We start from the raw sequence: 14,812 nt of genomic DNA on the forward strand, positions 1-14,812 counted from the left end.
GCCGCGAAAGCCTGTTGCATTGCGGGCGCGGCTTTGTGCATCTGCCGCCATGAGCCCGTTTACAAGCCACATGCAGGCCGCCCTGAACGAAGCCCGTACCGCCGCCGCGCGCGGCGAGGTGCCGGTCGGTGCGGTCATCGCCGGGCCAGACGGTACCGTGCTGGCGCGTGCGGGCAACCGGATGAGGGAATTGCATGACCCCACCGCCCATGCCGAGATCCTTGCGATCCGCGCGGCCTGTGCCGTGCTCGGGTCGGACCGGTTGCCGGGCTGCGCGCTTTACGTGACGCTGGAACCTTGCGCCATGTGCGCAGGCGCGATCGCGGCGGCGCGGCTGGCGCGGGTATGCTACGGCGCCGCCGATCCGAAGTCGGGCGGCGTCGCGCAGGGCGCGCGGGTGTTTGACCAGGCGCAAACACATCACCGCCCCGAGGTTTATGACGGCATCGCCGCGACCGAGGCCGAGGCGCTGCTGCGCGCCTTCTTCGCCGGGCGGCGCGGCGGGCCGGGCTAAAGCTCCACGGGTTCCAGCACTTCGGGTGTCAGCACCTGGACGCCGGGCAGCGCCTGCACCAGTTTCTCGGCCGATTGCTCGAGGATCGGGAAGGTGCGGTAGTGGCAGGGGATCACCGTCCTGAAATCGAAGAACCTCTTCGCCGCATAGGCCGCGCGCGCCATGTCCATGGTGAAATGCCCGCCCGCGCACAAGATCCCGATCTCGGGCCGGTGCAGTGCCTGCATCAGTTCCATGTCCATCGTCACATCGGTATCGCCCGAGACATAGATCGTGCGCCCGCCATGCGCGATCATGAAACCCGCCTCGGCCCCGGCGTAGACCGGCCCGTCGTCGCCCGCGATCGAGGACGAATGCACGGCGGTCACCATTGTCACCGCCACGTCGCCCAGCATGACCGTGCCGCCCTTGTTGAAACCGACGCCTTTGATGCCGCGGGTCTTTTCCCAGTGCGCGATCAGATCGAAGATGCCGACCACCGGGATGCCGGTGGTATGCGCAATATCGAGCGCGTCGTTGGCGTGGTCGAAATGTGCGTGGGTCAGCAGCAGGTGCGTGGCCCCCGCGATCGCTTCGCCGCGCCGATCTTCGGGAAAGGCCGGGTTGCCGGTCAGCCACGGGTCCACCAGCAGCACCTGATCCCCGATCTCGATCCGGAAACCGGAATGGCCAAGCCATGTGATCTTCATGTCGAACTCCCTATCTGTTTGCGGAAAGCATAGCAGCGGAGCGCGAGGATGGAATGGACACGGCAGATCGACGGGTATTGCGAAAGGGTGGACCCGTCCTACTGGGCTGAACCTGTCAACGCGGTGACGAACGCCGCCTTCCTGATCGCGGCCTTTGTGATGTGGCGGCGCACCCGCGGCGCGCGGCTGCCGCTGGCTAATGCGCTGGTGATCGTGCTGGCGCTGATCGGGGTCGGATCTTACCTTTTTCACACCCATGCTCAGGTCTGGTCGGCCTTCGCCGACAGCGGCATGATCGCGGTCTTCGCCGTTCTCTTCGTGTTCGCGGCCAACCGTGATTTCTGGGGCCTGAAGGGGTGGCGCGCCTATGCGGCGACAGCGCTGTTCGTGCCCTACGTGGCGCTGACGGTGCCGCTGTTCGACCGCCTGCCGTTCTTTTCGATCTCGTCGGGCTACTGGCCGCTGCCGCTGCTGATGCTGCTTTATGGGCTGGGCCTGCGGCGCCGCGCGGCCGCGACGGGGCGGGGTCTCATGATCGCGGCGGGGATCTGCGCGCTGTCGCTGACTTTCCGGTCGCTCGACATGCCGCTTTGCGCGACGCTGCCGCTGGGTACGCATTTCGTCTGGCATATCCTGAACGGGTTTCTGCTGGGCTGGATGATCGAGGTCTACCTGCGCCACATGCGCGGCCCGCTTGCAGCAGCCCTGCGGCATGGGTAAAGCGGGGGCCGACGCAGGAAACGGAGACAAGGCATGTCGATCGACCATGAGACCGCCGCCAAAGTGGCGAAGCTTGCCCGGATCAGGGTGGAGCCGGACGCGCTGCCCGCCCTCGCGGACGAGTTCAATACGATCCTCGGCTTTATCGAGCAGCTGGGTGAGGTCGATGTCGACGGGGTGGAGCCGATGACCAGCGTCACGCCGATGCGCCTGAAGCGGCGCGACGACGTGGTGACGGATGGCGACCAGCAGCGGGCGGTTCTGGCCAACGCACCCGATGCCCGCGAAGGGTTCTTCGCCGTGCCGAAAGTGGTGGAATGATGAGCGAGTTGACCCGACTGACGATTGCCGGGGCGCGCGATGCGCTGCGCGCCGGAGATCTCACCGCCGCCGATCTGACCGAGGCCTGCCTTACGGAGATCGAAGGCGCTGATGCGCTCAATGCCTTCGTGCACCACACGCCCGACATGGCTCGCCAGCAGGCCGCCAAGGCGGATGCCCGGCTTCGCTCGGGCGATGCGCCCGCCATGTGCGGCATTCCGCTGGGCATCAAGGACCTGTTCTGCACGAAGGGCGTGGCGTCGCAGGCGGCGTCGCACATCCTTGGCGGGTTCAAGCCCGAATACGAAAGCACAGTCACCGCGAAGCTTTGGGAAGCGGGCGCGGTGATGCTGGGCAAGCTGAACATGGACGAATTCGCCATGGGCTCCAGCAACGAAACCTCGGCCTATGGCGATGTTGTAAACCCGTGGCGGCGCAACGGGACCGACACCGCGCTGACACCCGGGGGCTCGTCCGGCGGGTCCGCCGCGGCGGTGGCGGCCGATCTTTGCCTCGCCGCGACGGGCACCGACACCGGCGGGTCGATCCGTCAGCCCGCCGCCTTCACTGGCATCACCGGCTTGAAACCGACCTACGGGCGCTGCTCGCGCTGGGGGATCATTGCCTTCGCGTCCTCGCTCGACCAGGCCGGGCCGATGACCAAGTCGGTTCGAGACGCCGCGATCATGCTGCAGGCGATGGCCGGCCACGACGCGAAGGACAGCACTAGCGCCGACATTCCGGTGCCGGACTTCGAGGCCGCGCTGACCGGCGACATCCGTGGCCGCAAGATCGGCCTGCCGCGCGAATACCGCATGGACGGTATGCCTGCCGAGATCGAGAAGCTGTGGGCGACGGGCGCCGAGATGCTGCGCGATGCCGGGGCCGAGGTGGTGGACATCTCCCTGCCGCACACGAAGTACGCTTTGCCGACCTACTACGTGATCGCGCCAGCCGAAGCCTCGTCGAACCTCGCGCGCTATGACGGCGTGCGCTTCGGGCACCGGGCGAAGCTGTCGCAGGGCGACGGCATCACGGAGATGTACGAGAAAACCCGCGCAGAGGGCTTCGGCGCGGAGGTGCAGCGCCGCGTGATGGTCGGCACTTACGTGCTGTCGGCGGGGTTCTACGACGCCTACTACAACAAGGCGCGCAAGGTCCGCACGCTGATCAAGCGCGACTTCGAACAGGTGTTCGCGGACGGGATCGACGCAATCCTGACACCGGCCACGCCGTCGGCGGCGTTCGGACTGGGCGAGATGGCCAGCGCGGACCCGGTGCAGATGTACCTCAACGACGTTTTCACCGTGACCGTGAACCTTGCGGGTCTGCCGGGTATCTCGGTGCCTGCGGGGCAGGACCAGCGCGGGCTGCCGCTGGGTCTGCAACTGATCGGCAAGCCCTGGGAGGAGGGCGATCTGCTGAACCATGCGCTGGTGCTGGAACAGGCGGCGGGCTTCGCGGCCCGGCCGGACCGGTGGTGGTAGACGGGCTGCGCCGCGCGGCGGGAGTGCTGCTGCCTGCGGCTTTGCTTGCGCTTGGCGCCTGCGCGCCGACCTACGGGCCGGACGACACAGTATCGCTGACGCCGGTCGGTGCTGAGGCACGCGCAGCGCGCGACGCGGCCCTGCGCGGCCCCAGTACGACGGCGCAGGTGGGAAACCCCTCTGCTGCTGCCACGGCTACCTCAACCGCCGCCGGGCAGCCGCTGGACGTGCGCCCTGGCCGCCTTGGGGACGATGCAACGTTCACCGGCGGAGCGGTGCCGCAACTCGCCGCGACACCGCCAGCGGCCAGCTATACCGAAGTCGCTCCGCGCCCGGTGCCGCAGCGTCTGTCCGGGCAAGGTCCTGGCGTCGTCGCCTATGCGCTCGCCACCGATCACCCGGTCGGCCAACCGGTCCACGCGCGCAACGCCCTCTCGACGGAACGCACGGTGCGCGCCTGCGCCCGCTATGCTTCGGACGATCTGGCGCAGGCCGCCTTCCTGAACGCGGGCGGCCCGGAGCGGGACGGGCAGGGGCTCGATCCCGACGGGGACGGCTATGCCTGCGGCTGGGACCCGGCGCGCTTCCGCAACGCGATCCGGTGACAGACGCGGCGTTGTGGCACCCCTCGCCGAATTCCGGTGAGCGGCGGGGCGGCGCACGGCCCGACCTGATTGTCCTGCACTATACCGCGATGGGGAGCGCTGAGGTTGCTCTGGCACGTCTGTGCGATCCGGACGCCGGGGTCTCGGCGCACTACCTGATCGGCCGCTGCGGCACCTGTTGGCAGATGGTGGACGAAGCCGCGCGCGCCTGGCACGCCGGGTCCGGTGCCTGGGGCGAAGTCTGCGACGTCAACTCCCGCTCCATCGGGATCGAGCTGGACAATGACGGGCATAGCCCGTTCTCCGCCCCGATGATGGATGCACTCGTGCCGCTGCTGCGCGGGATCATGGCGCGCTGGTCTATCCCCCCGCTGCGGGTGATCGGCCATTCCGACATGGCCCCGGGCCGCAAGTTCGACCCCGGACCGCGATTCGACTGGCGCAGGCTTGCACGCGAAGGCGTGTCGGTCTGGCCCGAGGACACCGCCGACCCTGACGGGGAAGACCCCGGGCCGGAGGCGCGGCTGGCCGACCGCGTGGACGGGCTGCTGCGCGAGTTCGGCTACGCGTCCGGCACCGCGCAGGAGCGACTTGGCGCCTTCCGCGACAGGTTCCGCCCCGGTGCGCGGGGGGCGGCCAGCATGGCCGACGTCCAAATCGCCATGCGGCTGAAGCTGATCGCGGGCGCTTGACGGCGGCTGCCTGCGCGCATAGCGAACAAGGGCGCGGATGGCCGGATGACCGCGGGCGGCAACGTTCGAGGAAAGTCCGGACTCCATGAAGCGACGGTGCCGGGTAACGCCCGGCCGGGGAAACCCGAGGGACAGCGCCACAGAGAACAGACCGCCGCGCTCTGGCGCGGCAAGGGTGAAACGGTGGGGTAAGAGCCCACCGCGGGGCTGGCAACAGCGTCGGCACGGCAAGCCCCACCGGGAGCAATGCCAAATAGGGGTCCCGCGCGGCGATCGCCGCAGGCCGCTTCAGCCCAGGGACCCGGGTTGGCAGCTAGAGCGCGTCGGCAACGGCGGGCCCAGAGGAATGGTCATCCAAGGGGGCAACCCCTGGACAGAATCCGGCTTACAGGCCATCCGCGCAATTCGCCCTTCCGCTCTTGTCGGTCGAGGACGTGTGCCGACTTGTCGTCACGGTGTGACAACCCGACCGCGCGTGCGGCCCCGGAACCTGCTATCGTTAGGTCGGAACTGACCGAGGGAGAGGATCCGATGAGCTTTCTGAGAACACTTGCCACTGTCGCCGTCGGTGTGGCCGCGGCCAAGGGCGCGTCGAAATACAAGCAGATGGGCGGCATGGCAGGTCTGCAGGACATGTTCGCCGCGTCCGGTGGGACATCCGGCATGGTCGATCAACTTTCACAGATGGCCGAGAAGATGGGCGTGCCGGGCGCGGGCAACGCGATGCGCGACATGATGGCGAACTTCGGCGGAGGCTCGGGTGCGCAGCCCGAAGCGGCGGCGGCCGGCTTCGGCGGGCTGATGGCTGCGATGGGCGGGGCGGCGGCTGCCGGTGGCAAGCAGGCCGACGATGTGATGGCGAGCCTGTTCAAGGGCACGCCGGTCGGCATGGCCGCCGAAGACAACGCGAAACTGATGATCCGCGCGATGATCCAGGCCGCCAAGGCCGACGGAGAGATCGACGCCGCCGAACAGCAGACCATCCTCGACGCGATCAAGGACAGCGCCCCCGAAGAGGTCGCCTTCGTGAAGGCCGAACTGGCCGCCCCGGTGGACGCCATGGCGCTGGCGCAGGACACGGGCGATGCGATGAAGGCGCAGGTCTATTCCACCTCGCTCATGGCGATCCGCGTCGATCACGAGCATGAGGTCGCGTATCTGCGGCAGCTCGCCGACGGGCTTGGCCTTGACCGGGCAACGCGTGATCGGGTCCATGCCGCGATGGGCGTGCCGCCGCTGCCTGCGTAAGCCTTTGGCGGGCGTGTGCCGAAACGCGCTTGACACGCCCACGGCCATCCTTAAAAGGCGGGGTTCAAGGATTTCGCGGGTGGCAAGACCGCCCGGTTGAGGAGTGTTGAAATGGCGAAGCCGACCACAATCAAGATCCGCCTGAACTCGACCGCGGGCACCGGCCACTTCTACGTGACCAAGAAGAACGCCCGCACCATGACCGAGAAGATGGTGATGAAGAAATACGATCCCGTCGCGCGCAAGCACGTCGACTACAAGGAAGGCAAGATCAAGTAATCTTGCCCCTTTCGGGACAGCCTTCGGGGTCGCGCGTGAGCGCGGCCCTTTTTTTGTGCAGGGGACCTGCCATGATCAGCGGTCTTTCGCTGCGCGTCTCGGGCCGGGGCGATATCGCGGCCATGATGCGCTTCTGGCGCGCACTCGTCCGGCATTGCTGAAGAACAACTCTGCACCTTCGCAGCTGGTCATGGCACTGCCCCTGATCAGCTGCCCACAGCCCGCCTTGGTTGCAGCCCGCCTTGGTGACCTGCGGCAGTTGCCAAGGTGGTCGAGGATGCCGCGGGCATGTCGTAGCGTGAGGGTGGACCGCGCAGGGCTGCCCTGTGGTCGGCAGCGGCCATGTTCGCCGCGTCGTGACTGACCACAGGCGCACGCGGCATGGCATCGGGCGGGTTTTGATGGCCCGCGTTCTGGCCGATGCGGCGCATGCTCGGCTTGAACAGTTGGGCTGGCTGTCCACCCGCAGTCGCGCGCCGTTCCAGTACAAGATGGGCTCGATGTGGTGGGCTCGGTGGATGTGCCGCTGTGCCGTGGCATCGTGTGTTCCCGTCGGCGGCGATGTTGCGCGCCCTGTGATGTCGCGCCTGCGCCTCCATCGCGGTGCAAGCCCCCCTGAACGAAAAGAGCCAGCCCGAAGGCTGGCTCTGTAGGTGTGTTCCAGTCCGCGCTTATTCGCGGTTGCCAAGGAATTGCAGCAGGAACATGAACATGTTGATGAAGTCCAGGTAGAGCCGCAGTGCGCCCATGATCGCGGCTTTGCCAAGCCATTCCTGATCGCCCGACTGGGCCATCTGGATGTACTCGTTCTTGATGCTCTGCGTGTCATAAGCCGTCAGGCCTGCGAAGATTAGCACCCCGATGACGGAGATGGCGAATTGCAAGGCCGAGGAAGCCACGAAGATGTTGATGATCGACGCGATGATCAGACCGATCAGGCCCATCATCAGGAACGTGCCCATCGCGCTCAGATCCTTCTTCGTCGTGTAGCCGTAAAGGCTGAGCGACGCGAAGGCGATCGAAGTCACGAGGAACGTGGTCACGATCGACACGCCCGTGAACACCAGGAAGATGGAGCTGATCGACAAGCCCATTACCGCGGCGAAGGCGTAGAACACGGTTTGCGCGGTCGCGGCCGACATGCGGTTGATCCCGGCGCTGAAGCCGAAAACGAACAGCAACGGCGCGAACATGATCAGCCATTTGAGCGGCGAGGCGTAGATCGCGGCGCCCATGCCGGTCAGGTACGTGTCAGGCCCAAGCTGGTAGGCGGTCGGCACGTCCGACACGGCCAGTCCGGCCACGGCCCACGACACGAGTGCGGTGATGAGCATCCCCACCGACATCGTGCCGTAGACCTTGTTCATGTGGGCGCGAAGCCCTTCGTCGATCTGTGCGGTGCGCGTTCCGGCCGCGGCCCCGGCACGGATCGTGTTGTAGTCAGCCATGTGATCCCTCCTGTAAAACTCGGGTCGCGCCCTTGCGGGTCGCGGACTTGAATTGAATATCGGCAACCAGATATGCCTTTTCAAGGACGACGCAGGCTCCACATGGGCGATTTTGCCGAAAATCGGACGCTCCACCGCACATGCCGCGATGTTGGGCGCCGTAGACGAGCGGTCAGGGCGTGATGACCACCTTGCCGGTCGATCTCCGGGTGCGCAGCAACTCCAGCCCGTCGGCAGCCTGCTCCAGCGGCAGCCGATGGCTGACATGTGGATGCAGTCCCCCAGCCTCGTGCAGTGCGAACAGATCCGCGAGAGAGCGGGTCAGCACCTCGGGCGCGAAGCCAAGGTAGCCGCCCCAGTACAGACCGTGCACGGTGATGTTCTTGACCAGCAGGTAATTGGCGGGGATCTGCGGCACCGCGCCGGCCGCGAAGCCGATCACCAGAACCCGCGCGCCGGGCCGACAGGCCCGCAACGCCGCACTGAACTGCGGATCGCCTACCGCGTCATAGACCACGTTGACGCCGCCCATCGCCTTCAGGCGGTCTTTCAGGTCAGGCGCATCGCTGTCCAGCACCTCGTGCGCGCCGGCGTTGCGGGCAATCTCCAGCTTGTCGGCTCCGCGCGCCGCTGCGATGACCCGCGCGCCCAACCTTGCGCCCAGTTCCACGGCCGTCAGCCCGACACCGCCCGCGGCACCCAGCACCAGAAGTGTCTCGCCCTCCTGCAGTGCGGCCCGGTGGACCAGCGCGAGGTGCGAGGTGCCATAGGCGATCTGGAACGCGGCGGCGTCCACGTCGCTCATGCCACCGGGTAACGGCACGCAACGCGCAGCGGGCACGCAGCACAGGTCCGCCAGCCCCCCGGTGCCGGGAAAGGCGGCGACCCGGTCGCCGACCTTCAGGCTGTCGACACTCGCTCCCAGCCGCGTGACCGTGCCCGCGACTTCCATTCCCAGCGTGATCGGAAGCTGCGGCTTTTCCTGGTACTTTCCGTCGATCATCAGAAGGTCGGCGTGGTTCAGCCCGCAGGCCGCGACGGCGATCTGCACCTCTCCCGGCCCCGGATCAGGGTCCGCGACGGTCACGAGTTCCGGGGTCGCACCGAAGCTGGGAAGGACGAAAGCGCGCATGGCGACTCCTTGAAACTGGCGTTCATCAATTAACCAACGAGTCAACTATGGGGCGTCATGCCCTAACAAGTTGAGTGGTTTTCGAGATAAAACCAGTAGACCGAAACGGGCACCAGCCCCGTTTTTCTGATGAAAACGCATCCCGGTATGGAGAACCTGCATTTGCGGGTGCGGTCGGTCTGTGTCCACGGTCAACCGGCGTTCGGAAAGCGCGGCGAGGCCATAATGAGTTCGACGTTTCAAGGAGTCAGATAATGCCCCATCCAGTTGATATCCATGTCGGGCGGGTCATCCGCCAGATCCGGCGCGAGGCCGGCTTCACCCAGCAGCACCTTGCCGAACGGGTCGGGATCAAGTTCCAGCAGATCCAGAAATACGAAACCGGCGCGAACCGCGTCAGCGCTTCGCGGCTTTGGGAAATCTCGCGGGTTCTGGGCGTGCCGGTCAGCGCGTTCTTTGAAGGCTTCGCGCCGGAAAAGCACCACAACGGCCAGCACGAGCAGACTGAAGCGTGAAAACGCGCTGCAAGGCGTGACAGCATCCAAAGCAGGGCGTATTGAGGCGGGGTTTGAGTACAGGCCCCGCCCATGCTGTCCGACCCCAAAACCGACGCCGACCTGCGCCACGCGCTGATCGCCACCGCGCACGCGCTGGCTGACGCGGCAGCCCCCGTCACGCTTGGCGGTTTTCGCAGTGCGGGGCTGCACACCGACAACAAGCTCGATCGCGGGTTCGACCCGGTGACCGAGGCGGACCGCGCCGCGGAACGCGCCATGCGCGACGAGCTGGCGCGCCTGCGCCCGGACGATGCCATCCTCGGCGAGGAATATGGCCACAAAGCCGGAACGACCGGGCTGACCTGGGTGCTCGACCCGATCGACGGGACGCGCGGATACATTTCAGGCACGCCGACATGGGGCACGCTGATCGCCGTGAACGGGACGCAGGGGCCGATTTTCGGCCTGATCGACCAGCCCTATACGGGCGAGCGATTCGTCGGCGGCTTCGGAAATGCCCAACTCTTGCGCGATCAATCGCGGATTGCGCTCCGCACCAAGGTTAACGATGCCCTCGGCGCGGCAATACTGTTTACCACCTTCCCTGAAATCGGGACCCCGCAGGACCGCGAAGCCTTCACCCGCGTGGCCGATAGCTGCCGCCTCGTACGCTATGGGATGGACTGCTACGCATACGCGCTGCTGGCCGCCGGACAGATCGACCTGGTGATCGAGGCCGGACTGAACGCCTATGACATCGCCGCCCCCATCGCGGTGATCGAAGCGGCGGGCGGCGTCGTCACAAACTGGGAGGGCGGGCCGGTGCATGACGGCGGGCGGGCCGTCGCGGCGGCCAACCCGGCGTTGCACCGGGCCGCCCTCGACCTGCTGGCAGCAGGCTGACATGGCGCGCCTGCTGGTTCGCAACGCCGATGTCCTCGTCACGATGGACGATGCGCGGCGCGAGATCGCCGGAGCGGACCTGTTGTGCGAGGACGGGATCATCACCGCCATCGGCCATGGCCTGACCGCGCCAGAGGCAGAGGTGCTGGACGCGCGCGGCTGCGTCGTCACACCGGGGCTGGTCAACACGCATCACCATCTGTTTCAGACACTCACGCGCGGCGTGCCGGGCGGGCAGGACGCGCTGCTGTTCGGCTGGCTGTCCACGCTCTACCCGATCTGGGCGCGTTTTACGCCGGACCACGTGTACACCTCAGCGGTGGTCGGGCTGGCGGAACTGGCGCTCAGCGGCTGCACGTTGACATCGGACCATCTGTACCTGTTCCTCAACGGGGCGCGGCTGGACGACAGCATCGCCGCCGTGCAAGAGGTTGGTGTGCGCCTTCTGGCGACGCGCGGGTCGATGAGCATCGGCCAGAGCGACGGCGGGCTGCCGCCGGACAGCCTGGTGGAACGCGAGGCCGACATTCTCGACGACTGCATCCGCGTGATCGACCGTTTCCACGATCCGCGCCCCGGCGCGATGATCCAGGTCGGCGTCGCGCCGTGTTCGCCATTCTCGGTCAGCCGCGAGTTGATGCGGGACGCCGCCCTGCTGGCCCGCGACAAGGGCGTGCGCCTGCACACGCACCTGGCCGAGAACGATGAAGATGTGGCCTACAGCCTGGAAAGGTTTGGCTGCCGGCCTGGTCAGTATGCCGAGGATCTTGGCTGGACCGGCTTGGACGTGTGGCACGCCCATTGCGTGAAGCTGGACCGGGACGAGATCGCGCTGTTCGCCCGTACCGGCACCGGCGTCGCCCATTGCCCCTGTTCCAATTGCCGCCTCGGATCGGGCATCGCGCCGGTGCGGGCGATGCGCGATGCGGGCGTTGAGGTCGGGCTGGGCGTGGATGGATCGGCCAGCAACGATGCCGGGAACCTTGTGCTGGAAGCGCGGCAAGCGCTGCTGCTGCAACGTGTGGCGTGCGGGGCGGATGCGATCGGCGCCCGCGAGGTGCTTGAGATCGCCACACGGGGCGGGGCAGCGGTGCTGGGTCGGTCCGACCTCGGGCAGCTTGTGCCGGGAATGCGTGCCGACATCGCGATCTGGGACATGACCGCCATCGCGTCCAGCGGGGCGTGGGACAAGGTGGCGGCGCTGGTGCTGTCCGGGCCAACGGCCGTGCGCGACCTGCTGGTCGAGGGGCGCCCGGTGGTCCGGGACGGCACGCTCACGACGCTGGACCTGCCCGCTGCGCTGGACCGGCAGGCGGGACTGTTGCGCGCGCTGATGGCGGGTTGAGTTCCGCGCGCCGCACGATTTCGTGAACACGATGGTCGCAGGGGTGGTCGCAGCGCCGCCGGGGCGCGACTATGTCGGTTCCATGCGCGCTCCGACGGAGCGTGCGCGACAACGGAATTCAGGAAGGAAGACGTCATGAAACGCACCGGAACCGCCCATTGGGAAGGCGATCTGAAGACCGGCACAGGCCTTGTGTCCACCCAGAGCGGGGTTCTGAAGGACTCGCGCTACGGCTTCGGCACCCGGTTCGAGGACGGGCCCGGCACCAACCCGGAAGAGCTGATCGGCGCGGCCCATGCCGGGTGCTACTCGATGGCCCTGTCAATGATCCTGGGCGAGCACGGCCTGACCGCCGACGCGATCGACACCAAGGCCACCGTGAGCCTTGAGCAGGTCGATGGCGGATTCGCGGTCACGAAGATCCATCTCGACGTTGAGGCTACGATCCCCGGCGCAAGTGAGGACGCTTTCCGCGAGGCGACAGAGGCGGCCAAAGTCGGCTGCCCGATTTCCAAGCTGATGACAGCCGAGATCACGATGTCGGCCAAGCTCAAGTAATGCTTGTAGCCCGGTGCGCCGGGCTTGAGACGACGGGGGCGCCATGCGGTCACACGCGCGGCGCCCCTTTTGCGTATGGCCGGTTGGGGCACACAACATGGCCGCGCCACGCTGTCACGCGCAGGGGATGTCGTCCCGCGCGGCGGCATCCACCATCCGCGCCACTTCTGGCTCGGGGCGCTGGCCAACGGCAAGCGTGCCACCGATCACGAGAGCGGGCGTGCCGGGAATCCCGAAGCCCCGCGCCAGACCGAGGCTCTGGGCCACGCGCGCTGTCACGGGGGGACTGTCCATCGCGGCCAGCAGTTCCGGCCCGTCGATCCCGAGCCCGTCGGCCAGTTGAGCGATATAGGCAGGATCGGGTTGCAGCCGCGCACGGTGTAGCCGTGCGCGCATGGCATCGCCCTTGTCCTGAAGCGCGGCGGCCGCCACGGCACGCGCTGCGCTGCGCGACGCCTGACCAAGCAGCGGCAGGTCGTGCCACGTCATCGACACCGAGCCGGGCGCGAGATCGGGCAGCCAGCGTTCCATGGTCCGGCAATAGGGACAGTTGATGTCGGTGAAGAAGGCCAGCGGCACAGTGCCGGGCGCGATCCCGTCCCGGAATAGCGCAGCGCACAGCGCCGGGCCGGGCGCGGGCATGGCGGCGGGTGCGATCGCATCGGGGTCAGCCTCACCCAGACCTGCGAACGGGTTCGGGCCGGTGACCGCGCCATTGGGCAGACGCGTGAATCCCTGCACGTCCGGGTGCGGTTCGAGTCCGGGCAGTGGGGCGAGCCGCTGCCACAGGCGTGGCAGCGCCAGCAGCCCCAGCGCGGCGGCACCGAAGACCAGCAGCCCACGCCGACCCTTGCGCGGTGCGTCATGCGCAGGACCGGATGGCTGCGGTGCGGTCATCGCGTGGTCAGGTCGCGCCCGGCCCGCGCGACAAAGCGGCAACGCCGGTCCGCGCGACCTCCACCAATCCAAGCGGACGCATCAGGTCGGCGAAGGCGTCCACCTTTTCGGGTGTGCCGGTGATCTCGAACACGAACGACCCGAGCGACGTGTCCACCACCTTGGCGCGGAAGATGTCGGCAAGGCGCAGCGCTTCGACCCGCTTCTCGCCCGTGCCGCGCACCTTGATCAGGGCCAGTTCTCGTTCCACCGCTGCGCCCTCGACCGTCAGGTCATGAACTTCGTGTACCGGGACCATGCGTTCCAGCTGCGCCTTGATCTGTTCGATGACCTGCGGCGTGCCGGTGGTGACGATGGTGATCCGCGAGCGGTGGCCCTCGTGGTCGATCTCGGCGACCGTCAGGCTGTCGATGTTGTAGCCGCGGCCGGAGAACAGGCCGATCACCCGGGCGAGCACACCCGCCTCGTTGTCGACCACGACGGCCAGCGTGTGGCGTTCCAGTTCTTCGGACAGATGCGAGCGCAGGTCGTAGGCCGAGTGTTTCGATGTGCCTTTTTCGATGGCGAGCGGTGACATGGCGTGTGGTCCTTTCAGGCGGCGGCGGGAAGCCCGCGCAGTGTTACAGGTTCGGCCCGCGAAAGGCAGGCGAATTGTTTCAGTCTGACCCCGCGGGAGGGGAAATCCGCGCACGCGGGATCGCGGGGCATCACAGCGGAGTGTGAGGGGTATCCCGGTTCCGGAAACGCGCGCAGAGTGACGCCATCCGACACAGAACCTTGAGGGAAAACAGGACCATGACCGATACCACATTGACACGACCCGACGGCGGGGCCGGGCTGCTGAACCTTGCCGGAACCGTCCTTGCGGCAGGCGCCATCGCGACCGTCGCCTTCGACATGTTCGGCCAGTCGATCAGCCCTTGGCTGGGCTTTGCGAACCTTGCCCCGGTACCGCTGGCCAACCAGGTGATCGGCGTCTTCTTCGGCCAGGGCTTCCTGCCGGGGGCGCATATGCTGCATTACCTGGCCGGGCTGGTCTTCTATCCGCTGGGCTGGCTGCTGGTGGCCGAACCGCTGCGCCGCCGCGTGCTGCCGCAACTGCCCTGGCTGGCCGGTGCTGTGGCCTACGGCGTGGGGCTGTGGATCTTCGCGCTTTACATCATGGCGCATCTTATCGCGGGCAACCCGCCCTTTCTGGGCTTCACCGGGATTACATGGGTGGCGCTGGTCGGGCATGTGATCTTCGCTGTGGTGGCGGCGGCCGTGTTCCGCATCCGGGGCGTCGGTCGGGACTGACCGACCGAACATCATGAGACTTTGGGCTTTGGGGGCGCATTTCCAGCGACCCCAAAATTTTCAGTTCCGCCATTTCTGGCCCAGTTGTTGGTCGAAGAGGCTCTCGGCAGACGCCATCGCGCTTTCGGTAGAACGAAACTGCAGATACTGACCATATCCTTGTTCGGCTACCCAAGCTATG

The 14,812-nt window shown here is 67.0% G+C and carries 17 protein-coding genes, 1 other RNA gene and 1 pseudogene; 14 read left to right on the plus strand and 5 right to left on the minus strand.

The genetic code is table 11. The features are described 5' to 3' along the window. Positions 1 to 49 precede the first annotated feature (49 nt). Positions 50 to 514, plus strand: coding sequence for a nucleoside deaminase (locus tag DKT77_RS12185; RefSeq protein WP_238547849.1), 465 nt, complete (start codon positions 50 to 52; stop codon positions 512 to 514). On the opposite strand, the gene DKT77_RS12190 is transcribed toward DKT77_RS12185, so the two are convergent. Then, the gene (locus DKT77_RS12190) at positions 511 to 1,203 is read right to left on the minus strand and encodes a metal-dependent hydrolase (protein WP_109811973.1); all 693 of its coding nucleotides are present in this window, start codon (positions 1,201 to 1,203) and stop codon (positions 511 to 513) included. The two genes, DKT77_RS12185 and DKT77_RS12190, sit on opposite strands and share 4 nt — an antisense overlap. A gap of 48 nt (positions 1,204 to 1,251) precedes the next feature. Between DKT77_RS12190 and DKT77_RS12195 the strand changes: the two genes are divergently transcribed. From DKT77_RS12195 to rpmG, 8 genes are all read left to right on the plus strand, one after another. Next, positions 1,252 to 1,923, plus strand: a complete 672-nt coding sequence (locus DKT77_RS12195; protein WP_109811974.1) for a ceramidase domain-containing protein — start codon at positions 1,252 to 1,254, stop codon at positions 1,921 to 1,923. Between the two features lie 33 nt (positions 1,924 to 1,956). Then, positions 1,957 to 2,244, plus strand: a complete 288-nt coding sequence (gene gatC, locus DKT77_RS12200) for an Asp-tRNA(Asn)/Glu-tRNA(Gln) amidotransferase subunit GatC (protein ID WP_109811975.1) — start codon at positions 1,957 to 1,959, stop codon at positions 2,242 to 2,244. Beyond that, the gene (gene gatA / locus DKT77_RS12205; RefSeq protein ID WP_109811976.1) at positions 2,244 to 3,731 is read left to right on the plus strand and encodes an Asp-tRNA(Asn)/Glu-tRNA(Gln) amidotransferase subunit GatA; all 1,488 of its coding nucleotides are present in this window, start codon (positions 2,244 to 2,246) and stop codon (positions 3,729 to 3,731) included. The genes gatC and gatA overlap by 1 nt, the downstream gene beginning before the upstream one ends. Beyond that, positions 3,725 to 4,336, plus strand: a complete 612-nt coding sequence (locus DKT77_RS12210) for a hypothetical protein (protein WP_109811977.1) — start codon at positions 3,725 to 3,727, stop codon at positions 4,334 to 4,336. The genes gatA and DKT77_RS12210 overlap by 7 nt, the downstream gene beginning before the upstream one ends. Next, complete coding sequence (locus tag DKT77_RS12215) at positions 4,333 to 5,028, plus strand: N-acetylmuramoyl-L-alanine amidase (RefSeq protein WP_109811978.1); 696 nt, start codon at positions 4,333 to 4,335, stop codon at positions 5,026 to 5,028. The genes DKT77_RS12210 and DKT77_RS12215 overlap by 4 nt, the downstream gene beginning before the upstream one ends. Positions 5,029 to 5,061: 33 nt before the next feature. Then, an RNA gene (rnpB, locus tag DKT77_RS12220) (RNase P RNA component class A) lies at positions 5,062 to 5,432 on the plus strand. 127 nt (positions 5,433 to 5,559) lie between these two features. After that, complete coding sequence (locus DKT77_RS12225; protein ID WP_109811979.1) at positions 5,560 to 6,276, plus strand: DUF533 domain-containing protein; 717 nt, start codon at positions 5,560 to 5,562, stop codon at positions 6,274 to 6,276. Positions 6,277 to 6,387: 111 nt separating this feature from the next. Further along, the gene (rpmG, locus tag DKT77_RS12230) at positions 6,388 to 6,555 is read left to right on the plus strand and encodes a 50S ribosomal protein L33 (RefSeq protein WP_109811980.1); all 168 of its coding nucleotides are present in this window, start codon (positions 6,388 to 6,390) and stop codon (positions 6,553 to 6,555) included. A 671-nt stretch (positions 6,556 to 7,226) separates the two neighbouring features. On the opposite strand, the gene DKT77_RS12235 is transcribed toward rpmG, so the two are convergent. Continuing rightward, a complete protein-coding gene (locus DKT77_RS12235; RefSeq protein WP_109811981.1) occupies positions 7,227 to 8,003 on the minus strand; it encodes a Bax inhibitor-1/YccA family protein in 777 nt (258 codons plus the stop codon). A 172-nt stretch (positions 8,004 to 8,175) separates the two neighbouring features. After that, a complete protein-coding gene (locus DKT77_RS12240; RefSeq protein WP_109811982.1) occupies positions 8,176 to 9,135 on the minus strand; it encodes an NADPH:quinone oxidoreductase family protein in 960 nt (319 codons plus the stop codon). Positions 9,136 to 9,389: 254 nt separating this feature from the next. Between DKT77_RS12240 and DKT77_RS12245 the strand changes: the two are divergent. From DKT77_RS12245 to DKT77_RS12260, 4 genes and pseudogenes are all read left to right on the plus strand, one after another. Then, positions 9,390 to 9,611: pseudogene (locus DKT77_RS12245) on the plus strand (helix-turn-helix domain-containing protein); the annotation flags it as partial. A gap of 111 nt (positions 9,612 to 9,722) precedes the next feature. Then, positions 9,723 to 10,535, plus strand: coding sequence for a histidinol-phosphatase (hisN, locus tag DKT77_RS12250; RefSeq protein WP_109811984.1), 813 nt, complete (start codon positions 9,723 to 9,725; stop codon positions 10,533 to 10,535). Position 10,536: 1 nt separating this feature from the next. Beyond that, positions 10,537 to 11,880 carry an 8-oxoguanine deaminase gene (locus DKT77_RS12255; RefSeq protein ID WP_109811985.1) on the plus strand — a complete coding sequence of 448 codons (1,344 nt, stop codon included), beginning with the start codon at positions 10,537 to 10,539 and terminating at the stop codon, positions 11,878 to 11,880. 135 nt (positions 11,881 to 12,015) lie between these two features. Then, positions 12,016 to 12,438 (plus strand): OsmC family protein, encoded by a 423-nt coding sequence (locus tag DKT77_RS12260; protein WP_109811986.1) that lies wholly within the window; start codon positions 12,016 to 12,018, stop codon positions 12,436 to 12,438. A gap of 114 nt (positions 12,439 to 12,552) precedes the next feature. On the opposite strand, the gene DKT77_RS12265 is transcribed toward DKT77_RS12260, so the two are convergent. After that, entirely contained in the window at positions 12,553 to 13,335 is a 783-nt protein-coding gene (locus DKT77_RS12265; protein WP_109811987.1) for a DsbA family protein, read from the minus strand. 7 nt (positions 13,336 to 13,342) lie between these two features. After that, the gene (gene ilvN / locus DKT77_RS12270; protein ID WP_109811988.1) at positions 13,343 to 13,912 is read right to left on the minus strand and encodes an acetolactate synthase small subunit; all 570 of its coding nucleotides are present in this window, start codon (positions 13,910 to 13,912) and stop codon (positions 13,343 to 13,345) included. A gap of 218 nt (positions 13,913 to 14,130) precedes the next feature. Between ilvN and DKT77_RS12275 the strand changes: the two genes are divergently transcribed. After that, complete coding sequence (locus tag DKT77_RS12275) at positions 14,131 to 14,631, plus strand: hypothetical protein (protein WP_238547850.1); 501 nt, start codon at positions 14,131 to 14,133, stop codon at positions 14,629 to 14,631. Positions 14,632 to 14,812 lie beyond the last annotated feature (181 nt).

It is taken from the genome of Meridianimarinicoccus roseus (assembly GCF_003172915.1).
Taxonomy (GTDB): domain Bacteria; phylum Pseudomonadota; class Alphaproteobacteria; order Rhodobacterales; family Rhodobacteraceae; genus Meridianimarinicoccus; species Meridianimarinicoccus roseus.